Here is a 25,044-nt window from a genome sequence, read left to right as displayed (position 1 = left end):
TCCCCTTACCAAGGGGAACCGCAAGGGAGGGGTCATCAACACCTCATGCACTAAACAAGCACCACCCAGTTCTCCGCATCACGCCACCCATCTCACCCTAAAGCCAACCCTACAGCGATCGCCTTAGCAAACTAATCGCTTCCCCTTGCGCAGCGGTGATAATCAGCCGGTCGCCCACCGCCGCAATCGGGCTCCACAGCCCCGGCTCCGCATAATTCAGCCGATACAGCAGGTGAATGGTCTGCTCAATGGCATCCGGGCTGCCTAGCAGAATATGCCGCAGTGATTCCCGATGCGGACGGCCCTCAGCGTTGAGCGGAATGAGCGGCGTCGGCAGCGTTGGCGGCTCATCGTCAGGGCTCTGATTAGGTTCAGGCGGATGGCAGCCGGTTTGTTCGGTGCTTTGATAGAAATTAGACAGATCGCTGGCCAGATAAGCAGTCGTTTTCATGATTTTTTCAGTGCGAAGTTGAAAAAAGCACGAAAATTTAGCCGCCCAAACTTACTAAAAGTCAGGGCGGCTATGGCATCATGGCCGTAGCCACCTGGACTGGTTGTGTCAGTTCAGTGGGCTAGCTGTCGTTGGTTGGTGCAAACAATCAGCGGCAGCGACTAAATTTTCGAGCGGTTGAGCTATTGCGACGGTTTCACGCAGCAACAACTATGACAGACAGCGTACAGTCTTCTTCTGTGGGCGTCAACTATTTTTGTGGAGAAGTTTAGGCAGTAGATAGGTACTTATTCAGCGCACGCCAACACCGCAACATCAAAACCCTAGAACCGGTTCCCCTTGCTAAGGGGAACCAACGGAGGGGTCTCGGCGTGTAGCGGACTGATCGGAGACCCCTCCCTTACGGTTCCCCTTGGCAAGGGGAACCAAAACGCAAGATTGCTTACGCTAAACATCTATGCTCCCATCCGAACGGCCAAGATGGCCATCTCACAAAAGTTGCAGGGAAAAGCACCGATAGAACCAACTCGAACTTGCACAAGAGTCAGATGGCTCTCCTGCTCTTATACTCTTCTATCTCCTGCTCCCCCATAGCCAGATGCTTCGGCTTTCCAGATGCTTTAGCCTGAGCAAATACCTCACAATTGGAGCATTCCTCATGACTGCTGACGCTGCTAAACCCACGCTAAGCTACTGGCACGTATGGACTGACGATGACGGCGTGAGCCATCAAACACGCTGCAAGCTGACCGCCTTTGAGCAAGAGAGCATGGGCGGTGACGCCGCGCCGCAGTGGAATAACCGGCTGATGAAAGGCGCGGCAGAGGTGCTGTTTTCGGTGCTGCCGGTGGGCTGGGTCGGTGAATGGCACGAAAACCCCAGGCCGCAGTGGATTGTGCCGCTATCGGGCCGATGGTATGTAGAAACAATGGACGGGATGCGCGTAGAGATGGGGCCAGGCGAAGTTTCGTTTGGCGGCGATCAAAAAACGCAGCCCAATGCCGCAGGTCAGCAGGGGCACACGTCCGGTACAGTCGGCGACGAACCGGCAAAGCTGATGGTAATCCAGCTTCAGGGCGATGACTATTTGGCGGCAAAGCCGGGAGATCTGGCGTAGTCTGCGCGAGTGGTAATGATTATCAGTACCATAGAAGGGTTGCTGATAATTGCTGACTATGACCGCCTCTCACTCTGCCAAACTCGCGCCCGACCAGGCTGATATGCCCGCCTGCTCAACGTCTCTGGTGCATTTAGCCAATGTTCGGCAGGTGCAGCCCGACCTGCTGACCACCGATCAGGCGCAGCGCATGGCCGAATTCTTTGGCGCACTCTCCGATCCGCATCGGCTAAAGCTACTATCGGCCCTGGCGCAGCAAGAACTGTGCGTTTGTGACCTGGCAGCGGCAGTGAAGATGGGCGAATCGGCAGTGTCTCATCAGCTTAGGGTGTTGCGATCGCATCGCTTAGTCAAACATCGCCGTCAGGGTCGCAATGTCTACTACAGCCTTGCCGATGACCACATCATGGCGCTTTATCACACCGTTGCCGAGCATCTGAACGAGTAGCCGCTGAGCTTTTAAGGTTGCTTTTCGCTAGAGCAGCCCTATCGAATGCGGTATCATCTGAATAGTTATTCATATATTCAGAAGAATTCGAGCAAAGGTTCTCATGGCATCCACTCATCAGGGTGACTGTTGCGGTCACGATCACTCTCACGGCCATAGCGAAGCCTTCGACTTGCGTAAAGCGCTGACGCCGACTGCGATCGCCGCCCTACTTTTTATAATTGGGATCATATTTAACCCTTCACTGCGCCAAACGCCCTTTGCGATCGCCGAATACGCCGTCTTCATCCCCGCCTATCTGATCAGCGGCTGGCAAGTTTTGACCACCGCCGGGCGCAACATTCTTCGGGGTCAGGTTTTTGACGAAAACTTTTTGATGGCGATCGCTACCTTGGGCGCGATCGCCATTCACGAACTGCCAGAAGCGGTTGCCGTGATGTTGTTCTTTCAAGTCGGAGAGCTGTTTCAAGGTTATTCGGTCGGGCGATCGCGCCGCTCGATCACTGCCCTGCTAGAAGCGCGGCCCGACACCGCTAACCTGAAGGTAGATGGCGAAATTCGCGCAGTCTCTCCCGAAGCGATCAGCATCGGCAGCATAATTGTTGTTCGCCCCGGAGAAAAAGTCCCGCTCGATGGTGAAATTCTATCCGGCAGCTCTCAAGTAGACACCTCCGCGCTCACAGGCGAATCGGTGCCCCGCTCTGTGACGACGGGCGAAACCGTTCTCTCTGGCATGATTAACCAGTCTGGCCTGCTAACTGTCGAAGTTGCCAAAGCCTTTAACGATTCTTCTATCTCCAAGATTTTAGAGCTGGTCGAAAATGCCAGCAGCCGCAAAGCCGACACCGAAAAATTCATCACGCGCTTTGCTCGCTACTACACACCAGCGGTTGTCTTTCTCTCCTTAGCCGTTGCGATCTTGCCGCCGCTTGTAATTGCAGGTGCAACTCAGGCCGAATGGACTTATCGCGCCCTGGTGCTGCTGGTGATTTCCTGCCCCTGCGGTCTGGTAATTAGCATTCCCTTGGGCTATTTCGGCGGCATTGGCAGCGCTGCCAAACGCGGCATTCTGATCAAAGGATCGACGTTTTTAGATGCGCTCACCCAGGTAGAAACCGTTGTTTTTGACAAAACCGGCACGCTGACAAAGGGTAACTTTCGCGTTACTGACGTGGTCACTCACAACGGCATTAGTCAGCAGCAGCTATTGGCGATCGCCGCCCAAATAGGATCGCAGTCTAATCACCCAGTCGCGCAGTCGATTCAGCAAGCGCACGGGCAGTCTGTCGATAGCGCGGCAGTGCAAGACTATCAGGAGATTGCTGGTCACGGCATTCAGGCAACAATCGGCGGGCGCACCGTTCTCGCCGGGAATGATCGGCTGCTGCATCGAGAAAACATTCCTCACGATGTTTGCACGGTCGAGGGCACCGTCGCTCACATTGCCATCAATCAAGAATATTCCGGTCGCATTCTCATCGCCGACGAGCTAAAAGCAGATGCCGCCGCCGCTGTTAAAGCACTCCAGGATCAAGGCATCAAAACCGCAATGCTCACCGGAGACAGCCAGTCAGTTGCTGGCCGCATTGCCCAGCAGCTAGGGCTCGATCAGTACCGCACCGAACTCCTGCCTGAGGGCAAAGTAGACGCGCTCGAAACGTTCTTGCATCAGGCGCACCAATCGCAGCGTAAAGTTGTTTTTGTGGGCGATGGCATTAACGATGCGCCCGTGATTGCCCGAGCAGATGTCGGTATGGCAATGGGCGGGCTCGGTTCTGACGCGGCCATTGAAACTGCTGACGTGGTGATCATGACCGATGCGCCTGGGAAAGTGGTAGAAGCGATCGCGATCGCCCATCGCACCCGCCGCATTGTCTGGCAAAACATCATTCTGGCCCTGACGGTCAAAGTCATCTTTATCGCCCTGGGCGCAGTCGGGCTCGCTAGCCTGTGGGCCGCCGTCTTCGCCGACGTGGGCGTTGCCTTGCTGGCGATCTTAAATGCGGGTCGCGTCTTAAGCGGAGTGGGCACCCTAAAGTGACGGATTAATGCGGACGATTGCCTTGTGAGCCCCTTTAGTTTAGATAGCACCCTTCCTGTGTTGTCGAGTTTGCCGCCCGAGGCTAGAGACTGGCTCACAGCTTTACCCTGGGAGCAGCGCCGGTATGTGCTCTCACTGTGTCATTTGGTCTGCGCCACGCCTTCTGCGCAGCAGGCCGAGTTTTTAGATGCCTATACTGCCGAAGGATTGCTCTCTCGCATCGTTGATGATACCGATACCCGGCAGCGCGTCAACGAACATCTAGTCGGCTTTCGCAGTCAGGCCGAAATCGACAGCGATACGGTTAGAAAATATATCCGGCAGGTGTATGTCCACTCGGTGCAAGACGCCCGCCAGCGGCCCGATCTATACCTAGAGACGGCTTTAATGCTAATGGGTAGCGCCCAAGAGCACAGCAGCGTCCTGAGCTACATTCTAGGGTTTGAGATTCTCAAGCTGCTGTTTGCCATGAGCTGGGAGCAGCACGAGCGGCTCTATCACTTGCAGTCCAATCAGGACGACTTTACCCGCGAATATATCCGGCCCGTGCAGCAGGCGCACAGGCGTCACGGCATTGTCATTCCCAAAGATGAAAAAACCTTCTTTGCCCGTCGCGACTACTTCATTCAGCAGCCCGACATTCACCCGCAGCGCCTGATCGGGCTCATCATTGAAGCCTTTAGCGCCGACAAAATCATCGAGCTAGGCTTTTCGGTGCTGCGGCATCCCAACGCAATCCACTTTGACTACGACTATATCTACGGCTCTCAAAGCTGATTGGCTAAGGTCTGTCTCAACATCTTCCAGGCGGAAGCACCGATCCGGCATTGATTCGGTTCATTCCTGCAAGATTGAGCAGCGTACTGTTGTAGCGCACGGTCTCCCGGTTGATTTGTCGGCCTCGACGCACTTGAAGGCGATCGCTCGGCCCAAAGTTGCTAAAAGTTTCGCCGCTGCTAATAACGTTCGCACCTCTTAAGTTCTGAACAGAAATGCCAGTGACCGCATTGTCATTGACCTGGCCCTGCACACAAATGGCCTCGCCATCAACATAGCCAAATAGGCCAGTAACGTTGTTGCCGCGCTTACTAAATAGAAAAGTCACGCCGCCATTAGCTAGCAGCTCTTGGTCAGAGACCACCGCATTATTGCTTGACCCACTCCAATAGCGATAGTTGCCATCCGGCAAACTGCCAACGGTTGGCTGAGCAGTCGGTGTCGGTCTGCTAATCACCTCTGCTTGAGAAATCAAAATAGCCCTGTCCGATCTGCCGCATTCGATATCTCCCTCGCAAGAGAAGGCAATAATGTTGCCAGTTTCATAAGTCAGCCGAACCTGCGCGCCGACGAGATCTTGTTCGCATAGGTCAAAATTAGCGAACTGAGTCGTTGTTTTGTCGTTCGCGTCTACCAGGTTTACATAGCAAGCGCGATCACCTGCTACCAGCTCAGTTACCGTCGCGACGGTTGGTGACGGCAGTACCTCTACTTGCGTCAGTGCGGGCGTGAACTGAATCTCACTGCCCGCTGAAAGCTGCGTGCAGGTATCGCTATCGACCCTGCCGTTCAGCAACTGATCGATCCCAGTGACCAGCGTGACAGCGCAGCCGTCACCATCTGCTTCAATGCCTAGAACCTGCCCGGTAGGCGGCTGGGCGCTGGCAGCTTGAGCAGTTACCAAAGTAGAACCTAGTGCTATTACCAGCGAAGTTGTGATCTGTGAGCTTGTACGCATGATTCCACCAGTTCGATAGCAGAATTTAGACAAGCTGTGGTCGCTTATCTATGAGCTGCCTTCTCACTGAAGCTAGCCTACAGTCTCACGAAGACCCGTTCAAGATTAAGGACGGTTTGCTTAGCATAGAGTTACAGCTAGTGCTAGCTAGGCCCTAGCCCAATCTTGCCTGCATACACAGCCTGGTCGCCTAGCTCATCTTCAATGCGCAGCAGCTGATTGTATTTCGCCACCCGCTCACTGCGACAGAGCGATCCCGTCTTAATCTGACCGGCCCGAGTCGCCACTGCCAGATCGGCAATGGTCGTGTCTTCCGTTTCGCCCGATCGATGGCTGATCACTGTGCTGAACTGATGGCGCTTGGCCAGGTCAATCGCCTCTAGCGTTTCGGTTAGCGTGCCAATCTGGTTGAGCTTCACCAGCAGCGAATTGGCGGCGAGTTCGTCAATGCCCCTTTGCAGCCGCACCGGGTTGGTTACAAACAGGTCATCGCCTACGAGCTGCACCCGCTTGCCAATGCGCTTAGTCAAAGTCTTCCAGGTAGCCCAGTCTTCTTCGTGCAGGCCGTCTTCGATGGAGACAATCGGGTAGTTACTAGAGAGCCCTTCGAGATAATCGACCATCTCAGCGGGCGAATGGGCCGAACCGTCGTAAATGTACTGTCCGTCTTTATACATTTCGCTAGCGGCGACATCTAGCGCCAGAGCGACCTGTTCACCTGGCTGGTAACCTGCTTCAGCGATCGCCGCCATCAGCAGATCTAAAGCTTCCTGGTTTGATCCCAGGTTGGGTGCAAAGCCGCCTTCATCGCCAACGCCTGTTAGCAGTCCTTTCTTATCGAGCACTTTGCTCAGCGTGCCAAAAATCTCAGCGCCCCAGCGCAGCGCCTCGCGAAAGCTGCCAGCGCCAACCGGCACAATCATAAATTCTTGAATATCAACGTTGTTACTCGCGTGCTCACCGCCGTTAATAACGTTCATCATCGGCACGGGCAGCACATTAGCTAGAGGCCCACCCAAGTAGCGAAAGAGGGGCAGGTCTGCTGCCTGAGCCGCTGCCTTTGCCGTCGCTAGCGACACCGCTAAAATGGCATTAGCACCCAGATTTTTCTTATTTTCTGAGCCATCAAGCGCAATCATAGTGCGGTCAATTTCGATCTGGTTAAAGGCATCTAGCCCAATCAGCTCGCGAGCGATGGTCTCATTCACATTTTCGACCGCTTTGAGAACGCCTTTGCCACTGTAGCGATCGCCATCGCCATCACGTAGCTCATACGCTTCAAAGCTACCGGTAGAGGCCCCGCTCGGCACCTGGGCCATGCCTGCCGCCCCACCTGCCAGGTAAACTTCCGCTTCAATCGTCGGCTTGCCCCGAGAATCGAGGATTTCTCTCGCCTGAATATCTTCAATCGCCGTATCGAGGGAATCAATCATGCTTCACGCCTATTATTCTTAAAGAAGTTTCGTTTTCCATCAGGAAAATGATACGGCACAACGAGAGGATCAGTACAATGCGCTTATTACATACCATGCTCCGAGTCGGCGATTTGGAGAAATCCCTAGCCTTTTACTGCGAAGTGCTCGGCATGAAGCTACTGCGCCAAAAAGACTACCCAGGCGGCAAATTCACGAATGCCTTTGTCGGCTACGGCGATGAAGCCGATCACAGCGTGCTAGAGCTAACCCACAATTGGGACACTGATAGCTACGATCTCGGCGACGCCTACGGCCATATTGCGCTCGGCGTCGATGACATTTACAGCACCTGCGAAGCCATCCGACAGCAAGGCGGCAAAGTCACCCGCGAGCCCGGCCCGATGAAGCACGGCACGACGGTGATTGCCTTTGTCGAAGACCCCGACGGCTATAAGGTAGAACTAATTGAAGGCCGAGGGTAGATTGGGTCGGTAGGCTGGGTGGTGTGTCGGATGCGGCGACCGTTCGGTTGCTATACTGCAATACTGAGTGGGCTTAACAATTCTCTGCTTTAGCCTTGCCTCTCTAAACGAGATAAGAATCTCTTCCTTGACCGCGCTATCCCGCTCCTAATCCTCTCCCTCATGCAGCCAACCGATCCAGATAAATTTACCGACAAAGCCTGGGATGCCATCGTTGAGGCCCAAGATGTGGCCCGCCGTTTTCGGCAGCAGTATCTGGAGGTGGAGCATGTGACGCTGGCCATGCTGGAGCAGTCAGGGCTCACTGACACCATTTTGATCAAAGCGGGTCTCTCTCCTGAGCAGATTTTGCAGGAGCTAGAGGTATTTGCCAAGCGGCAGGCACGGGTGCGAGTCGCTGTCGATAGCAATCTATATCTGGGGCAAAGCCTGGATCGAATGCTGGATGCGGCAGATGGGGCGCGGCTTAACCTGCAAGATGAGCTAATTTCGCTAGAGCACTTGCTGGTCGGCTTTGTAGAAGACGAGCGGATCGGTCGCCGGCTATTGCGCGGCTTTGATGTGGATACGTCTCACATCATGAAGGCGATCCAGGCGCTGCGAGACGGTGGCGAGAAGACGATTGACCAGAGCGCTGACAGTGACTATCCCTCTCTCAATAAATATGGCCGCGATCTGACTGAAGAGGCCCGCAGCGGCAGACTCGACCCGGTGATTGGCCGCGATGAGGAAATTCGCCGGGTAATCCATGTGCTCTCACGGCGCACGAAGAATAATCCGGTGCTGATTGGTGAACCGGGGGTGGGGAAAACTGCGATCGCCGAAGCCTTAGCTCAGCGCATCATCAATGGTGACGTGCCCGAATCGCTCAAAAACCGCACGCTAATCTCCCTAGATGTAGGCAGCTTGATTGCCGGAGCTAAATACAGGGGTGAATTTGAAGATCGGCTGCGTTCGGTGCTGAAAGAAGTCACTGATTCGGGCGGACAGATTGTCATGTTCATCGACGAGCTGCATACGGTCGTTGGGGCAGGCGCAGGTCAGAACAATGTAGACGCCAGCAATCTGCTTAAGCCCATGCTGGCGCGAGGCGGGCTGCGCTGCATCGGGGCGAGTACGCTCGATGAGTATCGTAAATACATCGAAAAAGACACGGCCCTAGAGCGACGCTTTCAGCAGGTGTATGTCGGTCAGCCGAGTGTCGAAGATGCCGTGTCGATTTTACGCGGATTGAAAGAGCGCTACGAAGTGCATCACGGGGTAACCATTTTAGATTCGGCGCTGGTGGCGGCGGCGGCGCTGTCAGATCGGTATATCAGCGATCGCTTCCTCCCCGACAAAGCCATTGATCTCATTGACGAAGCCGCTGCCAAGCTGAAAATGGAGATCGACTCCAAGCCTGAGGAGCTAGAAACTATTGACCGGCGGCTGATGCAGCTAGAGATGGAGAAACTCTCTTTAGAAAGCGAAGAGACTGCCGGATCGGCGAATAAAACCTCTCGCCAGCGGCTTACCCGACTCAAAGAAGAGATCGAATCCCTCTCAAAAGAACAGAAAATACTCGACGAACAGTGGCACGCTGAGAAAGAAACTCTCAGCGCTATTAATGAGCTGAAAGAAGAAGAGGAACGCACCCGCTTGCGAATGAATCAAGCTGAGCGGGCCAACGATCTAGAACGCGCCGCTCAGCTCAAATATGGCCGACTAGAAGCTATTCAGCGCGAACTTGAAGAACACGATGTCAACCTACAAGCCATGCAGGCTAAGGGCCTGACCATGCTCAAAGAGCAGGTAACCGAGGCCGATATCGCTGAGATTGTCGCTCGCTGGACCGGCATCCCGGTCAACCGGTTGATGGAATCTGAGCGGCAAAAGCTGTTGCAGTTAGAGAGCCATTTGCATCAGCGGGTGATTGGGCAGTCGGAAGCGGTCACCGCCGTTGCAGCGGCAATTCGGCGAGCGAGAGCTGGCATGAAAGACCCTGGCAGGCCCATTGGTTCATTTCTCTTTATGGGGCCAACGGGTGTGGGTAAAACTGAGCTGGCCCGCGCCCTGGCTGCCTTTTTATTCGACACTGAAGAGGCGTTAATTCGCCTGGATATGTCGGAATACATGGAGAAAAACTCCGTCTCGCGCCTGGTGGGCGCGCCGCCTGGATATGTCGGCTACGAAGAGGGCGGACAGCTCTCCGAAGCAGTGCGCCGTCGTCCTTATTCTGTTGTCCTGCTAGACGAAGTTGAAAAGGCCCATGCCGATGTCTTCAACATTTTGCTACAGGTATTAGACGATGGGCGAATTACCGACTCGCAAGGGCGCACGGTAGATTTTCGTAACACCGTGATTGTGATGACGAGTAATATCGGCAGTGAGCACATTTTAGATGTGGCGGGCGATGACGCTCAGTTTGAAGAAATGCAGGTTTTGGTATTGGGAGCGCTGCGATCGCACTTTCGCCCCGAGTTTCTCAATCGCATTGATGACCTGATTCTCTTCCATGCCCTCACCAAAAAAGAGCTGCGCAGCATCATCACCATTCAGCTCAAGCGCATTCACCGGCTGCTGTCTGACCAGAAGATTACGCTGGAGATGTCAGAAGCTGCTATCGACCACGTTGCCGACGCCGGTTACGACCCGGCCTATGGTGCTCGCCCGCTGAAGCGAGCCATTCAGCGCGAGCTAGAAAATCCGATTGCCACGCTGATTTTAGAGAACACCTTTAGCGAAGGCAGTACGGTGATGATCGACGTGAATAAGTCAGGTGAGCTGAACTTTGGCGTCAAGCCCGCCGCGCCTGAAGTAGAGCCCGCTGCGAAGACAGATGAAACAGAGAAAAAAGAGGTAACCGTAGCCTCGGACTGATGTTTTGGAGCGCCTTTACACCGCCTGATAAGCGAAGTTGAGCGTAGCCCATTTAGAAGCATCTAGCGTGTAAACGTCGTCGCTGCTGTTCTGGCTAATGTCGGTGAGCAGGGCCTCGACCATCTTTAGGGGGTCAGGTAAGGGACTGATGCGCTGACTGCCGCTGTTGGCTGAAGCGATAAGCAACGTGTTGAAGGTGCGAGTAAGCGGTAAAGTGCTGCACACCACATAGGTTTCTACTGGCCCAGGAGGTGCCTCCACCGCCCAGTCTAGCTCGGCGCTGGGAATGGCTACCGAGCTGCCGGGGGCAATGGTTGTGGCAGCAATGCCAGCAATTTCTACTGTTCTTTCAGCTTCTGGAGAAGGGGCAGACAGATCTCTGACCGGACAAAAGGCCGACAGTCGCTCTCTGGGGTCTACATTGATCAGCGTGTAGTACAGGGGCTCTTCGCTGTCGTTGAACAACCGGTAGCGCACCCGGCTTCCTACTGGCACCTCGGGCGCAAAGCCATCTTTACTCAAGGGATTGCTCCGCTGCCTCATGGGCTGAACTGAGCGCAGCGTTTGGTGGCTCAGCACTACCTCTTGCGGATCAGCAGTTTCTAGCGTCACTCTGATGGGCAGTCGCGAAGCCGCCCTATTCTCACTTAGGCGCAGCATTTTTAGCGCAAGTAGTGCCTGTAGCTTGGGTGTTAGCCGGGTCACTGCTGGTTTAATAGCTTCGTCTTGCAGGGCTAAAGTGCCTGGAATGAGCGATCGCGTCAAAGAAAACAACCCATATCCCGATGAGCCCCTGGGCTCGGGGGGGGCGGCAGGTTCGTCACTGACGATCTGAGCTACGGTCGCTGCCCTGTCCGATACGATCCCTTCGGGAGATAGACTGGCAGCGCGCCTTTGCTGCTGATTGGGCTTGGCGGGATGCAGACTGGCCGTCAAGGTCTCCGGGCTCCGAGCTAAGGGCTTACCCAGCAGACAGTCAGCCGGTAGCTCCGTATCGGAAGTAGAGCTGACAAAGGCTAAAGACGACAGGGCACTGGTCGCATCTACTCGCTCAATCCGCTCCAGGCGGCTGTCGAGCGCAACGACCAGATCGATGCTTTTGGGCAGCGTTCGGACATCCTCGAAGACCGGGTCGCCGGGCTGAACTGGCGTCGCCTGTGGCGAATAGATGAGATTGGCTTTACCTATCAGTCCCTCGCGCGATCGCAGCCGCAGCCGCCGGTCAGCGCAGGTTAAGACAGATGCCGGTGAGAGGTATTCCAGCACTCGCGGCGGTAGCCCCCCTAACCATAGCGTGACGGACTTGCCGTCGGAGTTGACCGATTTGATCACCCCTTCGCCCCGGGTGCCCTCAAGAATGGGCGTATCATAAACTGGCGCGGTGCTCTCTGAGCTTTTTTGCAGGGCCGGATTGCGGTTGCCACTAACATTGGGCTGCTGATTGCTGCCGCCCCAGCGCACCAGGGTTTCATGCGATCGCCCCAGCGTTTGCCCCACCGTTACCGGCGCTGGCGCTGACCACAAATACTGGCTGAGCACGTAGGTAAAGGCCCCGGCATTAAACCCATTCCACTGCCGCTCTAGCACCACATTGTCTAGGTCTGCGCCGCGCAGCAACACCCCCGGAAAAGCTGACTTCTTGGCCGGTCGGGCTTTTTCTAATAGTGGAAAAGGGGCCGGTAGCTGACCGGTGGCAATGGCCGAGCGGGCACGCGATCGCAGTCCTCCCGAGAGCGGCACCGGCATATCGACAAACCCGGCATCTAAAACAGTGGTAATGCGCTTGGTTTTGAGCTGCTGTAGCAGAGATTTTAGCTCGGCTTCAGAAATATCGTTCAGAGCTGGGCGGGTTTCGGTCGGCAGCAGACCGTCAATCGGCACGAGCGATCGCACCGTCTCGCCCTCAGGCGAATCTTCAAACCGCACTTCAGCGCCATAGCCACTGAAGTGAAAGACGACGACATCGCCTGCGGTTGCTTGGTTGTAAAGGTGGTCAACAAACGCCTGATAAATCCCGGTTCGTGTCGCTTGGCCGTTTGTTAAGCAGACAATATCCTCAGGCAAAAAGCCAAAGCGATGGATCAGCAGCTCCCTTTGCAGCGCTACATCCGTCACGCAGCCCGCCAGCTTACCCAGCTGACGGGCTGACGGGTCGAGAGACAGCGCCTCAGCCGGATAGTTATCGATCCCAATCAGTAGAGCTAGCTTACGCCCTGCTGACTGCGCCAATGCCTGGCCGTAAGCTTTTGCCTGCGGCGGAATGCCCAGCGCGATCGCTAGCTCGGTGAGGCCCAAAGCGGTAACCACTGCGCCAGTTTTTTGAAAAAACGCTCGTCGGCTCAAACCCACCAGACCTCACCCCCTATCGAATCGTTCATCTAACGTTTGTCGCTGCCTGCATTAAGGCAATCTTGGGCAGGCTCAGGCAGTCTGCATCGCCCGAGCTAGCTCCTTGGCCACTTCCGGACGAGAAAACTCCGGCGGCGGCATTTTGCCTTCTCTCAGCAGCGCTCGCACTTTGGTGCCCGAGAGGTGAATGCGCTCCTCGGGCTTGCTCGGACTGGTTTTAGTGGTTGCCATCGTACCAGTGCGCGTGCAGTAAAAGGCGTGCTCAAACTTCATGGGCGTGATCCCCAGTTCCCCAGGATCGAATTCATTAAAGATAGCCTGAGCGTCATAGGTACCGTAGTAGTCACCGACACCTGCATGGTCGCGGCCCACAATAAAGTGAGTGCAGCCGTAGTTTTTACGAATCAGGGCGTGAAAAATCGCTTCCCGAGGGCCAGCGTAACGCATTGCCGAAGGATTAATCGCCAGGATCACCCGATCTTGGGGGAAGTAGTGCTCCATCATGATCTCGTAGCAGCGCATGCGCACATCTGCGGGAATGTCGTCGCTCTTAGTCGCGCCGACTAGCGGGTGTAAAAACAGACCGTCTACAGTTTCTAGCGCGCACTTTTGAATGTACTCATGCGCCCGGTGAATCGGGTTGCGGGTTTGGAAGCCGACGATGGTTTGCCAGCCGCGATCGCGAAACAACTGCCGCGAGTCTGCCGGGTCAATCTGATAGTCGGGAAACAGCGGATGGGCGTCGCGCTCAAGCAGCCACACGTCGCCAGCCAGGTTTATCGGCCCCTGGTCATAGACAACTTTTACCCCAGGGTGCTTATCTTCATCGGTACGGTAGACGTTGACCGCCTCTTTTTTCTTGTCGTAGGTATACTTTTCGCTAAGTTCTAGCACGCCAATGAAGCGACCGGTCTCATCGTCCAATCGCACTAACCGGCCAATTGTCAGCGGCTCGGCAACGGCTTCACTGACCGACAGCGTCACCGGTACCGACCAGGGCAAACCGCTGGCCAATCGCATATCGGTAACGACGGGATCATAGTCAGCCTGGGCCATAAAGCCAGTTAGCGGGCTAAAGCCACCGATGGCAATCATCACCAAGTCTGAGGCGGCGCGGAGGTCAAGGGTAACGCGGGGGAGGCTGTCTGCCTTACTCAAAAAGTCTTGCTTTTGCTGGGGGCTGGCCAGGCGGTTGATTAGCGTACCGCCGTGGGCAGCAATGGCGTCTTTCACTGTACTCAAGGGATTCTTCCTCAATGGTTTCTATCTGATACGTCGGTGTTTGACAGGGGTTTCATGGGCTCAAGCCGAATGTATGGGCTCGATAATACCGCCCCCCAGCACCCGTCCTCCTCTTTCATACCAGACAGCGGCCTGTCCGGGGGTTACCCCAAACTGCGGCTCATCAAAAATTATTTTTACACGGTCTGTACCGTCTGCGCTGTGTCCTGGAACAATCGTTGCGCCAACAGCAGCGGCCCGGTAGCGGATTTGCACCTCGGCTGAGATTGGCCCTGCTGGCGGCGCAATAGATACCCAGTTCACCCGGTGGGCGGTGCAGCTAGGCGCGGTCACACTGTCGCGCTCCCCCACGACAACCTGATTGCGCCCAACATCCAGCCCAATTACATAGAGCGGATTGGGCGCTGCGATGCCTAAGCCCTTACGCTGGCCGATGGTGTAGTGGTGAATGCCGTCATGCTGACCAAGAATTTTTCCGGCTGGATCGACAATGTCTCCGGGTTTGGGGGCCAGATATTTATCGAGAAACGTTTTCATCGAGCCGTGCTGCTCGACTAAACAGAGATCCTGGCTTTCTGGTTTATCGGCAGTATGCAGTCCTAAGCTAGCGGCCATCTCTCGGGTTTGAGGCTTGGTTTTTTCGCCCAAGGGGAACTGGGTGGCGGCTAGCTGCGCCTGGCTTAAGTCGTAGAGAAAATAAGACTGGTCTTTATTGCGATCTACCGCGCGGCGAAGCTCGTAGCGTCCGGTTTCGGCGTTTTGGGTGATGCGGGCGTAGTGACCGGTGGCAATATAGTCAGCGCCGAGTTCGTCAATGGCGTAGCTGAGCATGGGGCCAAATTTGACGGTGCTGTTGCACTGCGAGCAGGGTAGGGGCGTGACGCCTTGGGCGTAGCCTTCTACCAGGTAGTTGACAATATTGCGCTCAAAGACTTCGCGGGAGTCAACGACTTTATAGTCAATTCCCAGATCTTCGCAGAGCTTGGCAGCATCAGTCATGCCTTCCGAGCAGCACTGGCCTTTACCTTTCATTAGCCAGAGGGTGAGGCCAGTGACTTCGTGACCCTGGTTATGGAGGGTGGCTGCTGCGACAGAGCTATCTACCCCGCCCGATAAACCGACGACAATTTTGCTCATGAAAATGAAAGGAAACACCTCACTAGGCTAGCATTCGCAGCCTCGAATGACGTTCTCAATGACCTTCTTTAAGAGCTAAATAGGCGATCGCCATTCCACCCCCTAGCGCCGTCAAGAGTCCTAGCTTACTAACGGCGTTTGGGCTCGTTTGCGGTTCGGCTGAGGCCAGGGTTTCAATAGCGAGTTGGGCGATCGCCGCGTGGCCTTGTTCGGTCGGGTGAACTTGATCCCAGAATAGGAACTGTTTGGGATTGTCGCAAAGAGAGACAGAAGCGGTCTCTGAGCGACTTTTTACCAGGCAGGGATCGCTGACGTTGGTCAGCCCGAATTGAGTAGGACTGTCAACGACCGCGCTGAACAAACCTGCCAAATCTAGCGGGATAATCTCAGCCTGGGTAGTCGCGGCCAGGGCATCGAGCTTTTGGGCTAAGAGCTGGTTATGCCGGGTAGAAAGGCTGTTTAGTAGAGCGGCACTCTGGGGAGTGGCCTGGTTGAGAAAGTTAGCGTAAGGCTGCTGCCCTAAAATTGGCAGATTGCTAATGAGCAGGTGTCTAGCGCCCGACTCGATCAGGGCCGTCGCTGCGCTAATGACATGGTCACTGACTTGTTCAGGGAGGTCAGCGAGAGCCGCCACTGATGGGGTGAGCCGAACGGCTTCGTTATAGTCATTACCGCCGACGAGCAGCAAATAGAGCGTGTCGGGGTTGGGCGGGGCGATCGCACTCAAATCGCGAAAGCTTTCGATCTGCTGCTGTAATCCGTATAGCTGCGAGCCGCTGACGTTGAGATCAGAAGATAAGCTACCGGCTAAGGCGAAGTTAATGCCGTCAGCAGGCGGCGATGTTTTGCCATTTAAAACACTGGGTAGGACTTTAGTCGAGAGCGCCGGAGACAGCTTCAGCTCATCGGCAAGCTGTTCTACCCAGAGCGGGCCGTTAGAAAACTTTTGGGCATAGGGCGGTGAAGGGGGACGCTCAGTCAGATTGAAAATGTTGCCCGCATCCATCAGGCTATCGCCAAAGATGTTGACTGCCGCGTAGTCCGGACGACTCTCTAGGTTATTGTCTTGGGCAACGGCGTGAAGGGAAATGGCGCAAATGAAGAGAAAAGATGCAAGAGCGATCGCAATCTTTCTAATCTTGCTTTGATAGGTCAGGCGCATAGTCGTTCTGTGCTGGCGTTCTGTACTGGCATTCAGTGCTGATGCAGGGTTTCTACCCATTCGAGTGCAATCAAAGCGTCTTCGAGAAACAGAAATAGACTGTCTTGAACCGCCCCATAGCGTTTTTTCAAGCGAATGCCATCAGCTTGGTCAGATGCTAAGTTCAAGCATCGCCCGGTAAGCTGCTTAGGTCAGGGAGTTCTTTCATGGCGTCAGCCTATATCGCTTCTCTCGGTTTTGGCATTGCCCTAGTGGGGGAGCTGAGCAATTACGGACAAAGCGCTAGACAGATACCCAACATTCTCAAGAGTTAGGTAGCCACTGCTAGACCTTCCTGGCAGTATCTTCACCTACACAGCAGTAGCTTAAAGAACAGATGTTAGCCGCCTATAAATACTGACGGCTGGGTACCATCCCTGTAGAATTCGACGGAGAATCGCTGTTCTCTATCAGCTAGCCATGACTGCCAAACTTCGACTGTCTTCGTCGCGATCGCTCTGGTCACTGCTGCCCGGCGGCATCATCCTTGGGGGCGTTTTGCTGACCCTGTGGATACAGACTTTTACTAGCAATGGCGTGGTATTTAGCGGCGACGGCGGGCTGAAGGCGCTGCTCGCTCAGCAGATGGCCCAGCAGCTATCAGCAGGCGACTGGCCGTTGGAGATGGCCCTGCGTTTGTCTGCTGCCGACTGGGTCGAAACGTTATGGCAACAGGGACTTTATCCTTTTCAACCGCCCTTTGTCTATGAAGTCGGCGCAAAGCACTTCATCACTTTTCCGTTTACCTTTCCGCTGGTGAGTGCGCCTTTTTATGCGCTTTTTGGCGATCGCGGCCTTTACATCATCCCTTTGGTTGCGCTCTGGTCTATCTGGCTAAGATTTTGGCAAATCGGTCACCGCGCAGGTTGGGACTCCGGCGCGCTGTGCTTGGGACTGATCAGCCTGATTTTTGCTTCGCCGCTCACCCTCTATGGCGGCATGTACTGGGAGCACACGCTGGCAGTGGCGCTGGCTTTTTGGGGCGTCAGCATTCTGCTGTTTCCACCGGGCGTTACCCTAACGCGCCGTCAGTGTTTAGTCAGCGGCTTTCTGATTGGTTTGGCCGTCTGGTTTCGTCCAGAGTTTTTATGTTTGGTCGCTGTAGTGGGGCTAATGGCCGCTGTTGGCTGGGCGTTTCCTCGCTGGCGGATGTCGCCGCCCTTCACCCTGAACGAAGCCCTCATGCTAATCGGGGCGATGGCTGGGACTGTAGGCGTTTTCTTCGGCCTCAACACCGTTATCTACAGCCATCCTTTAGGCATTCACGCCATTCAAATTGTCGAAGAGTCCACGCTCTCTGACCAGATTACTCAGGCGAGAGACGGCTATCGGCAAATGTGGGTCTCTCTACGCCGCTATTTTCCGGTGGTCGTATTTGTTGGCTCAGCTGCGCTGGCAAGTCTCAAGCTGAGAAAAAATCGCCCTACGGCTGCTCGCTCAGTCGAGACTGTCGGCACTCAAACTATCGGTGCCCAGACGGTAGGCTCAACCGCGCAGCCTCCCAACCTTGCGCCCGTGCGACTGGCGCTGATATTAAGTCTGCTCTTTGCCCTCAGTGTGCCGCTGATTGTGCCGCCGGGGGCGGGCGGTAAGCAGTGGGGGCCGAGATTTTATCTGATTTTGGTGCCACTTCTGTCGGTTGTGCTGGCTGAGCAGATGCAGGTTGGGTTCTTCAGGGGGTGGGCGCGGCGAGTGGCTCTGGTTGGGGCAGCGGCTGTGCTGATACTAGGCATTCAGCTCAACACGGTTGACGGCGCGTTTAGCGTCTACAAAGACGATCAAACTCAATCGATTTCGCTGCCGGGTAACTATGCGCCAGTTGCGCCCGCGATCGCCGAACTCCAGCAGCAGCCCTTACCCTGGGTGGCTATGTCTCACGAGTTTGTCGCTCAGCAGCTCTGGAGCGCCCTACCCGATAAGACCTTCTTCCGTACCGAGACCATTGCCGAAGTTAAGCAGCTCGCAGCCGCCCTGGTTGAGCAAAGCGAAAGCGAATTTCTATACGTATGCTATCCTCACCGGGACTGTCCTACCCCAGAGACCCCAGTCAGCGAGTTAGGACTGCCCAACAGTAACCGCAGCCTGAGGTTTGTCCCTTTGGGTACCTACGGTAAGTATCCGCTATACAGAGTAGAGATTGCATCATGAAGGCTCAGGGTTCCTTAGTTCAAAAGTTGCAGCGGTTGCCTATAGGCCGGTTTTTGCGGTTTGGCGTCGTCGGCTTTAGCGGTCTTTTTGTCGATATCGTAGTTTTTTATCTGCTGCGCGAACGCCTTGGGCTAGATTGGCGGTTGAGCACTGCAATATCGATTGAAGTCGCCATCGTCAACAACTTCTTATGGAATGACGCCTGGACGTTTGCCGACCTCGCTCGAAGGCAGCAAGGCTGGGGAGCCCGATTTCAGCGGTTTCTTAAGTTCAACTTAGTCTGTCTGATGGGAGCCTTCTTACAGGTCACCATCATGGCGCTGATCCTGGCGATGCCGATGACCGATCAGCTACCAACCATCATGGGGAATTTAGTCACCGCCGACTGGACTAACAACGCTGATGAGTACTTCGCCAAAATTATAGCGATCGCTCTTGTAACCCTCTGGAACTTCTGGATTAACCTCAAGCTCAGCTGGCGCACTAAAAAATAGACAGTTCCCCTTCCCGTTTCCCTTTCTCTCAACGCACCCCCAACCAATCTCTAAAGCCACATCAACCCCCTACTGCTGATAAACCTGTAGCTCAAACTCGTCAAGATTCATCGTGCCGCTCAGCGCCTGGCTATTGATCAGCGGGTACTGTGCCTGCAACAGCGCTTCGGTTTTGTCGATGAAGGCCGCCGCTTCAGCCTCAGTCTCAGGTTCGCGCCACAGCGGATAGTCGGCCTTGAGCCATAGCACCCGCCGGTAGTCTTTAGCGGCCAACGCAGCCTGGAGCGATTCGGTTACCTTGGCCGGGTCAGTTGCCAGCACGTCGGTATCCGTCTGGTCATCCAGGTAATATATCAGCCTTAGCACATGCCCCCAGGCCCGAGAATTCATCACGACTAGAGTAGATTCATCAGTCTCTAGCAGGGCGCTGTTAACGGTATGAAACATCTGGCGATCGCGCCCCACAAAATCCCCGACATTCACTGCCAGGTACACTGCCAGCAGACCTGCTGTCAGCACTTCTCGCCAGCGCCCGGTCGCCAGCTCTAGCCAGGCCGCCACCAGCAGCAAACATCCCGGTAGCGCCACAATCGTCGAGCGACCCCAGCCAAACCCCAGCGTGTACGTATTCGCCGCAATATCAATCGCCAGAGCCACGGCCAGCGGCAGCAGCCCCATCAACACGCCAATCATCAGCACGCGATACTGTCGCCGTCGGTAGAGCCCCACCACGCAAACCCCCAAAAAGCCGAGCACCCCGCAGCCAATTGCCACCGCCGTCGGCTTAATCGGATCGCCTAGCGGCTCCATGCTGGTCGTCAGATGGCCCAGCAGCAGATGGTTTCCTACCGTCTGAGCGAGATCTTTACCGTGCTGCAAAGCGGACTGTAACGGTCCGCCCGCCGATGATATTTGACTGAGCACATCTCCCCGGTTGCGGGCTTGCTGGCGAGTTCCCCACAGCGCCCAGGGCATGAATAGCAGTATCCCTGTCGCCATTGTCAGGCCATGCTGAAACCAGTGCTTGCGGTCTAGATAGAGAACGAGCGCTGCTAGTCCAAATAGCCAATAGGCAAATAAGTACTGAGTCAGAAACCCGGCTGTGATAGAGATCGCCATTCCGCCCCGCAGCAGCCAGCGCTGCCATCCCTGGGCCTCAGCCGTCCGTCCGTCTCTATCAACGCCAGTCAAAGCCAGCAAGCACCCGCCGCTCACCACCACCCAAAACACTAAGCCAGTGTACATGCGCAGATTTAGAGAGTGCGAGAAGAAAAAGGGATTGAGCGAAAGCAGCGCTGTAAAGATGAGTCCGCCTCGCTGACCGAGCACCCGCCGACCCAGGCTGTGAGCCAGCAGCAGCGTCACCAGACTCACCAGCACCACCAGGCTGCGCAAAGCCGCTTCGCTATTGCCAAATAGCCGCATCCACCCGTGCTCACTCAGATAAAACAGCGGCGGATGCGGGTCTCCCAGCGTGCCTTTTATGACGTTTTTGACCGTTTCTAACGCACCAGAAATTCCGTTTTCAGCCGGTAGGTTGAGCAGCGGCGAAAAGTCTTTAAGGGCGAACGGTTCATTATCTGGCAGGCGGTAGGCGTTCTTTTGCCCAGTCGATATTAGGACAGAAAGCACCTCGTCGTACCACAGCTCTCGCTTACCAGCCCACAGTGCCCGTAGCCCTATCCCGATCGCAATACACAGCAGCAAAAAACCCTTGATAGCGGTGTCCCACTGGCTACGAGCCGCTAGCTGAGCGCTTGACGCAGCGCCACCATCTTGAATAGAACGATCAAAAGGGCCATTCATAGCGCCTGCATCTCTTCTGAGTAGTTAATAAATTAGTTAGATTGTTTACCGGGTTTGCGCGCTCGCTTCAGGCGCGAGCGGTACTTTCTCTGCACCATAGGTATCCCTTACCAGGTAAAGCGGACGACCCTTTACCTCTTCATAAACGCGCCCTAAATATTCACCCAAAATGCCCAGGCTGACCATCTGCACCCCGCCTAAAAACAGCACAGCCACCATCAAAGAGGCATAGCCGGGGACTTCGATACCCAAAACCAGCGTGCGCAGCAGCAAAAAAGAGCCGTAGAGAAAAGAGAGCACCGCAAATCCGATGCCGACATAGCTCCACATTCGCAAGGGAGCCAGGCTAAACGACGCAATGCCGTCGATGGCGAAGTTCCACAGCCGCCAGTAGTTCCATTTAGTCTGACCGCTGTGACGAGGCTCCCGGTCGTACATGACTTCGGCCTGGCGATAGCCCACCCAGGCAAAGAGCCCTTTCATAAATCGGGTGCGCTCGGGCAGTTGCTTAATCACTTCTACGACCCGTCGGTCTAGCAGCCTGAAGTCGCCAGTATCGCGGGGAATCGGCACTTTGCTCATGCGCTCCATCACCCGGTAAAAAGAATTGGCCGTCACCCGCTTCAGCCAGGTTTCGCCTTCGCGCGATCGCCGCTTAGCGTAGACTACGTCATAGCCCTCTCGCCACTTAGCCACCAGTACCTCAATCAGCTCCGGCGGATCTTGCAAGTCGGCGTCAATCGGCACAACCGCCGCGCCATTGGCATAGTCAATACCAGCCGTGAGGGCCAACTCCTTGCCAAAGTTGCGCGAGAGCGCCACAATTTTTATCCGAGGATTGCGCTGTCGGTGACGTTTCAACCCCTCAACGGTATCGTCGCTGCTGCCATCATCCACGCAGATGATTTCATAGGTAGTGCCTAGCTGATCGAGCACGGTTTCTAACCGCTTAAATAGATAGTCAATATTAGATGCCTCACAGTAGAGCGGCACCACTACCGAGATGTCTACAGATGACTGAGTTGGCAAAGGTGTCTCCATAAGACTATATTCACATTTACGTAGGTTTTGGGCGATATCGACCTGTCTATTAAGTGCCTACCTAACAGAGATACTGGATACGCTCTTTACAGTCAAACAAAATCGGGCGTTGCCGCTTAAATTTAACCCTTACGTATAGATCCTTTGTAGATGGTTCATAAAAAGACCCGATGGGCAATCTGCTGTTAAGTTTGCATTATTAATGTTTAATGTTCCCTGCTAGCTAACGCCCGTATTTGATCATGAACCAGCCGCTGCTCTCACCGCCATCTGGCCCACTACAGGTGCCCCTGACCGCGCCCACAGCAGCTGAGGTTCCACCTAAGTCTTTTGCCCCACCGCTACAGTTTTCGCTAGTTATTCCCACTTACAACGAGCGTGGCAACGTCGCCAAAATTGTCGCTCAGCTGGCTCGCTTGCTAGATGGCTTTATCCCTGGTGGCTATGAGCTGATTTTGGTAGATGACGACAGCCCAGATCGCACCTGGCAAGTGGCTCAAGATCTGACAGAGACCTATCCACAATTACGGGTGATGCGTCGTCAGCAGGAGCGCGGCCTGTCTTCAGCGGTGATTCGGGGCTGGCAGGTAGCCCGAGGTGAAATTTTAGGTGTGATCGATGCCGACCTTCAGCACCCGCCGGAAGTCCTGCTCAAACTGCTGCAGGCTACCCTGGACGGGGCTGATTTAGCAGCGGCGAGTCGCCATGTAGAAGGGGGCGGGGTCAGCGACTGGAGTATCGTTCGGCGGTTTTTGTCACGGGGAGCCCAAATGCTGGGCCTGATGGTTTGTCCGGCAGTGGTCGGTCGGGTGAGCGATCCGATGAGCGGTTATTTCATGGTGCGGCGCAGTGCGATCGCTGGCCCCCATCTCAACCCTGTAGGCTACAAAATTTTGCTAGAGGTAATTGGTCGCGGCAATATCGACCAGATTGCTGAAGTCGGCTATGTCTTTCAAGAACGTGAATCGGGTGAGAGCAAGGTGACCTGGAAGCAGTACGTGGAGTATTTAGGTCATTTGGCCCGGCTGCGATCGCGCGGTAGAATCGGCCGCCTGCAGCAAAAATTACCGCAGCAAATGCCGGTCAAGCGCTTCATTCGCTATAGCCTGGTCGGGCTGAGCGGTGTCTTAGTCGATATGGCGGTGCTTTACTTGCTCAGCGAAGGCGCTGGCTTAGCCCTGACTCGCAGCAAAATCGTCGCTGCCGAAGTGGCCATCCTCAATAACTTCTTGTGGAACGACGCCTGGACATTTGCCGATATGGCTCAGCACCAAAAAGGCTGGAGCACCCGGTTCAAGCGACTGCTGAAGTTCAATGTTATCTGCCTGACCGGGCTGGTGATGGGTGTGCTGCTGCTAAACGTGTTTTATAACCTGGTTTTTGGGCAAAACCTTAAATACCTGGCTAACTTGCTGGCGATCGTCCCTGTGGCCGTATGGAACTTCTGGATTAACCTCAAACTGAGCTGGCGCGTTACGGCTGTGAAAGAGGGCTGACTGTGCTTAGGTTCTGTGGGTTCTTCACTTCGCTACTCTCGCCAGACTTCTAGCAGCGAAGTAGCACGGTCAATACCGACGGTATCGTCTTGCCTTTCATAAAGCCGCAGCGCCTGCTGTAGCGTTTCGATAGCAGCGTTCTGATTACCCTGCCCCCACAGGGCCAGCCCCAGGTTGTAGCGCACGCCGGCATCTTCAGGGAAAGCGCGGCTCAGATGACGATAAGACAGTACCGCTCGCAAATATTGTCCCCGAGCGAGCAGTAGTCCGCCTAAGGCAGCCTGAGCAGGCAGCAGCCCCGAGTCATATTTAACCGCCTGCTCCAAGTGGCTAAGCGCAGCATTGTCATCGCCCCGATCAAGCAATATCCTGCCCAGATTGAACTGTGACTCAGCGTCGCTAGCGTTTAGCCGAACGGCGCTCTGAAAGGCTTCAAAGGCACGAGACTCGTTGCCCTGCTCTAGCCAGATACTGCCCAGGGTCGCGTATACGCTACTGCGGCTAGCATCGAGCGAAATAGAGCGCTCCAGAGGGCTGAGGGCGGCGTCATAGTCGTCTTGAGCCAGATAGAGCATGCCAATGGCTTCGTAGGTCTGCGCGTTATTGGGAGCAATGCTAACAGCCTGTTCGTAAGCGCTCCGGGCTTCGTCGTACGCCTCTAAGCGCAGCAGCGATCCGCCCAAACCGATGAAGGCGTCAGCCGCGCGAGGGCTAATGCCAATCAGGGTGCGGTAGGCATCAGCAGCCTGCTCGTAGCGCTCGTTCATAAATAGGCTGTGAGCAAGACCGTAGTGAAAGGGCAGATTGCGCGGATCTCGATCTAGCGCCTGACGATAGTATTCTGCGGCGGCTGCAAAGTTGCCCTGCCTGCCCTGTAAATAGGCAATGCCAGAATAGATGCGGGCATTGTCGCGGTCTACCTGTAGGGCCTGCTGATATAGGGCGATCGCCCCTCCATAGTCGCTTGAATCAATTTTCTTTTGGGCTTCGCCAATTAAGTTAGAGAGGCGTTCCTTTTGCTCATCGCTGAGATCGTCGCGGTCTGCTTGGGCAACCCGTTCGTCTAGCCTGTGCTCAACGGCTGCCGCCGGGCTGACATCTGCGGTATTGGCAGCTTTAGCCGTTAGTGGTGCGATCGCGATGCTGGCCGCTGCTAACAGGACTGTGAACTTGTATGGGTAGCCCATGGACTAGCCTCCTCAAAAGAATGAAAATGAACCAAGATAAAACTAGCTGTGCCAGGTTTGACTCATGATTCTATCAACAACTGATTTCATTCAGGGAGAAAATATTCAAACTTATCTGGGAATTGTTACCTCTGAAGTGGTCTACGGCAGTAACGCCCTACGCGACTTTTTTGCCGGTATTCGGGACGTTTTGGGCGGGCGTACAGCCGCTTACGAGCGCGTTTTTGAAAAAGGTCAGCAAGAAGCGCTAAAAGAAATCGAGTCCCGAGCCGCCCGACTAGGCGCAGATGCGGTGATCGGCATTCACGTTAAGACAGACACTATTAATATTGACGAGCACGGAGTGCTGATGCTGATTACGGCAACGGGCACAGCGGTGAAGCTCTAGAGCAGTC

The 25,044-nt window shown here is 55.1% G+C and carries 21 protein-coding genes; 10 read left to right on the top strand and 11 right to left on the bottom strand.

From position 1 onward, the window contains the following. Positions 1 to 109: 109 nt before the first annotated feature. Positions 110 to 451: a hypothetical protein gene (locus tag CKL79_RS09940; protein ID WP_240518775.1), complete on the bottom strand. Its 342-nt coding sequence runs from the start codon at positions 449 to 451 to the stop codon at positions 110 to 112. Positions 452 to 1,109: 658 nt separating this feature from the next. On the opposite strand from CKL79_RS09940, the gene CKL79_RS09935 reads away from it, so the two are divergent. The 4 genes from CKL79_RS09935 (at position 1,110) to CKL79_RS09920 (ending at position 4,834) form a co-directional block, all read left to right on the top strand. After that, positions 1,110 to 1,568 (top strand): cupin domain-containing protein, encoded by a 459-nt coding sequence (locus CKL79_RS09935; RefSeq protein ID WP_121969425.1) that lies wholly within the window; start codon positions 1,110 to 1,112, stop codon positions 1,566 to 1,568. Positions 1,569 to 1,626: 58 nt separating this feature from the next. After that, entirely contained in the window at positions 1,627 to 2,016 is a 390-nt protein-coding gene (locus CKL79_RS09930) for a metalloregulator ArsR/SmtB family transcription factor (protein ID WP_121969424.1), read from the top strand. A 103-nt stretch (positions 2,017 to 2,119) separates the two neighbouring features. Next, entirely contained in the window at positions 2,120 to 4,057 is a 1,938-nt protein-coding gene (locus CKL79_RS09925) for a heavy metal translocating P-type ATPase (RefSeq protein ID WP_121969423.1), read from the top strand. Positions 4,058 to 4,114: 57 nt separating this feature from the next. Then, positions 4,115 to 4,834: a cobyrinic acid a,c-diamide synthase gene (locus tag CKL79_RS09920; RefSeq protein ID WP_205879047.1), complete on the top strand. Its 720-nt coding sequence runs from the start codon at positions 4,115 to 4,117 to the stop codon at positions 4,832 to 4,834. A gap of 16 nt (positions 4,835 to 4,850) precedes the next feature. Here the strand turns inward: CKL79_RS09920 and CKL79_RS09915 are convergent, their stop codons facing one another. Continuing rightward, positions 4,851 to 5,738, bottom strand: coding sequence for a hypothetical protein (locus CKL79_RS09915; protein ID WP_141242187.1), 888 nt, complete (start codon positions 5,736 to 5,738; stop codon positions 4,851 to 4,853). A gap of 197 nt (positions 5,739 to 5,935) precedes the next feature. Then, positions 5,936 to 7,225 (bottom strand): phosphopyruvate hydratase, encoded by a 1,290-nt coding sequence (gene eno / locus CKL79_RS09910; protein WP_121969420.1) that lies wholly within the window; start codon positions 7,223 to 7,225, stop codon positions 5,936 to 5,938. Positions 7,226 to 7,302: 77 nt separating this feature from the next. Here eno and gloA point away from each other — a divergent pair, with 77 nt between their 5' ends. Beyond that, a complete protein-coding gene (gene gloA / locus CKL79_RS09905; RefSeq protein ID WP_240518774.1) occupies positions 7,303 to 7,689 on the top strand; it encodes a lactoylglutathione lyase in 387 nt (128 codons plus the stop codon). A 162-nt stretch (positions 7,690 to 7,851) separates the two neighbouring features. Next, entirely contained in the window at positions 7,852 to 10,548 is a 2,697-nt protein-coding gene (clpB, locus tag CKL79_RS09900; protein WP_121969418.1) for an ATP-dependent chaperone ClpB, read from the top strand. A 15-nt stretch (positions 10,549 to 10,563) separates the two neighbouring features. Here clpB and CKL79_RS09895 read toward each other — a convergent pair whose 3' ends face one another. The 5 genes from CKL79_RS09895 to CKL79_RS24170 all read right to left on the bottom strand — a co-directional run bounded on the left by CKL79_RS09895 (position 10,564) and on the right by CKL79_RS24170 (position 16,605). Continuing rightward, positions 10,564 to 12,897 carry a caspase family protein gene (locus CKL79_RS09895; protein ID WP_205879046.1) on the bottom strand — a complete coding sequence of 778 codons (2,334 nt, stop codon included), beginning with the start codon at positions 12,895 to 12,897 and terminating at the stop codon, positions 10,564 to 10,566. A gap of 72 nt (positions 12,898 to 12,969) precedes the next feature. Continuing rightward, the gene (gene sat, locus CKL79_RS09890) at positions 12,970 to 14,139 is read right to left on the bottom strand and encodes a sulfate adenylyltransferase (protein WP_121969416.1); all 1,170 of its coding nucleotides are present in this window, start codon (positions 14,137 to 14,139) and stop codon (positions 12,970 to 12,972) included. Positions 14,140 to 14,199: 60 nt separating this feature from the next. After that, complete coding sequence (gene mnmA / locus CKL79_RS09885) at positions 14,200 to 15,276, bottom strand: tRNA 2-thiouridine(34) synthase MnmA (protein ID WP_121969445.1); 1,077 nt, start codon at positions 15,274 to 15,276, stop codon at positions 14,200 to 14,202. Positions 15,277 to 15,331: 55 nt separating this feature from the next. After that, positions 15,332 to 16,438, bottom strand: coding sequence for an SGNH/GDSL hydrolase family protein (locus tag CKL79_RS09880; protein ID WP_170944020.1), 1,107 nt, complete (start codon positions 16,436 to 16,438; stop codon positions 15,332 to 15,334). A gap of 32 nt (positions 16,439 to 16,470) precedes the next feature. After that, a complete protein-coding gene (locus tag CKL79_RS24170) occupies positions 16,471 to 16,605 on the bottom strand; it encodes a hypothetical protein (protein WP_276299758.1) in 135 nt (44 codons plus the stop codon). A gap of 292 nt (positions 16,606 to 16,897) precedes the next feature. Between CKL79_RS24170 and CKL79_RS09875 the strand changes: the two genes are divergently transcribed. Further along, complete coding sequence (locus tag CKL79_RS09875) at positions 16,898 to 18,625, top strand: hypothetical protein (protein ID WP_121969414.1); 1,728 nt, start codon at positions 16,898 to 16,900, stop codon at positions 18,623 to 18,625. Further along, complete coding sequence (locus tag CKL79_RS09870) at positions 18,622 to 19,119, top strand: GtrA family protein (protein WP_121969413.1); 498 nt, start codon at positions 18,622 to 18,624, stop codon at positions 19,117 to 19,119. The genes CKL79_RS09875 and CKL79_RS09870 overlap by 4 nt, the downstream gene beginning before the upstream one ends. 69 nt (positions 19,120 to 19,188) lie before the next feature. Here the strand turns inward: CKL79_RS09870 and CKL79_RS09865 are convergent, their stop codons facing one another. Both CKL79_RS09865 and CKL79_RS09860 read right to left on the bottom strand, forming a co-directional pair. Beyond that, positions 19,189 to 20,925, bottom strand: coding sequence for a glycosyltransferase family 39 protein (locus tag CKL79_RS09865; RefSeq protein WP_121969412.1), 1,737 nt, complete (start codon positions 20,923 to 20,925; stop codon positions 19,189 to 19,191). Positions 20,926 to 20,970: 45 nt separating this feature from the next. Then, positions 20,971 to 21,954, bottom strand: a complete 984-nt coding sequence (locus tag CKL79_RS09860) for a glycosyltransferase family 2 protein (protein WP_240518773.1) — start codon at positions 21,952 to 21,954, stop codon at positions 20,971 to 20,973. 254 nt (positions 21,955 to 22,208) lie between these two features. On the opposite strand from CKL79_RS09860, the gene CKL79_RS09855 reads away from it, so the two are divergent. Beyond that, complete coding sequence (locus CKL79_RS09855; RefSeq protein WP_121969410.1) at positions 22,209 to 23,462, top strand: glycosyltransferase; 1,254 nt, start codon at positions 22,209 to 22,211, stop codon at positions 23,460 to 23,462. 32 nt (positions 23,463 to 23,494) lie between these two features. Here CKL79_RS09855 and CKL79_RS09850 read toward each other — a convergent pair whose 3' ends face one another. Then, complete coding sequence (locus CKL79_RS09850; protein WP_121969409.1) at positions 23,495 to 24,649, bottom strand: tetratricopeptide repeat protein; 1,155 nt, start codon at positions 24,647 to 24,649, stop codon at positions 23,495 to 23,497. Between the two features lie 64 nt (positions 24,650 to 24,713). Here CKL79_RS09850 and CKL79_RS09845 point away from each other — a divergent pair, with 64 nt between their 5' ends. Beyond that, on the top strand, positions 24,714 to 25,037 hold the full coding sequence (locus CKL79_RS09845; RefSeq protein WP_121969408.1) for a YbjQ family protein: 324 nt from the start codon (positions 24,714 to 24,716) through the stop codon (positions 25,035 to 25,037). The last annotated feature ends 7 nt before the right edge of the window (positions 25,038 to 25,044 follow it).

The organism is Leptolyngbya sp. BC1307, from assembly GCF_002286735.1.
Taxonomy (GTDB): Bacteria; Cyanobacteriota; Cyanobacteriia; order Phormidesmidales; family Phormidesmidaceae; genus Phormidesmis.
This window is presented reverse-complemented; position numbering and strand designations above follow the sequence as displayed.

Coding starts and splice junctions, on each gene's coding strand:
- CKL79_RS09930 (WP_121969424.1), top strand. CDS start 1,627: ATGACCGCCTCTCACTCTGCCAAACTCGCGCCCGACCAGGCTGATATG.
- CKL79_RS09850 (WP_121969409.1), bottom strand. CDS start 24,649: ATGGGCTACCCATACAAGTTCACAGTCCTGTTAGCAGCGGCCAGCATC.
- CKL79_RS09855 (WP_121969410.1), top strand. CDS start 22,209: ATGAACCAGCCGCTGCTCTCACCGCCATCTGGCCCACTACAGGTGCCC.
- CKL79_RS09935 (WP_121969425.1), top strand. CDS start 1,110: ATGACTGCTGACGCTGCTAAACCCACGCTAAGCTACTGGCACGTATGG.
- CKL79_RS09925 (WP_121969423.1), top strand. CDS start 2,120: ATGGCATCCACTCATCAGGGTGACTGTTGCGGTCACGATCACTCTCAC.
- gloA (WP_240518774.1), top strand. CDS start 7,303: ATGCGCTTATTACATACCATGCTCCGAGTCGGCGATTTGGAGAAATCC.
- CKL79_RS09940 (WP_240518775.1), bottom strand. CDS start 451: ATGAAAACGACTGCTTATCTGGCCAGCGATCTGTCTAATTTCTATCAA.
- CKL79_RS09865 (WP_121969412.1), bottom strand. CDS start 20,925: ATGAATGGCCCTTTTGATCGTTCTATTCAAGATGGTGGCGCTGCGTCA.
- CKL79_RS09880 (WP_170944020.1), bottom strand. CDS start 16,438: ATGCGCCTGACCTATCAAAGCAAGATTAGAAAGATTGCGATCGCTCTT.
- CKL79_RS09875 (WP_121969414.1), top strand. CDS start 16,898: ATGACTGCCAAACTTCGACTGTCTTCGTCGCGATCGCTCTGGTCACTG.
- mnmA (WP_121969445.1), bottom strand. CDS start 15,276: ATGAGCAAAATTGTCGTCGGTTTATCGGGCGGGGTAGATAGCTCTGTC.
- clpB (WP_121969418.1), top strand. CDS start 7,852: ATGCAGCCAACCGATCCAGATAAATTTACCGACAAAGCCTGGGATGCC.
- eno (WP_121969420.1), bottom strand. CDS start 7,225: ATGATTGATTCCCTCGATACGGCGATTGAAGATATTCAGGCGAGAGAA.
- CKL79_RS09845 (WP_121969408.1), top strand. CDS start 24,714: ATGATTCTATCAACAACTGATTTCATTCAGGGAGAAAATATTCAAACT.
- CKL79_RS09870 (WP_121969413.1), top strand. CDS start 18,622: ATGAAGGCTCAGGGTTCCTTAGTTCAAAAGTTGCAGCGGTTGCCTATA.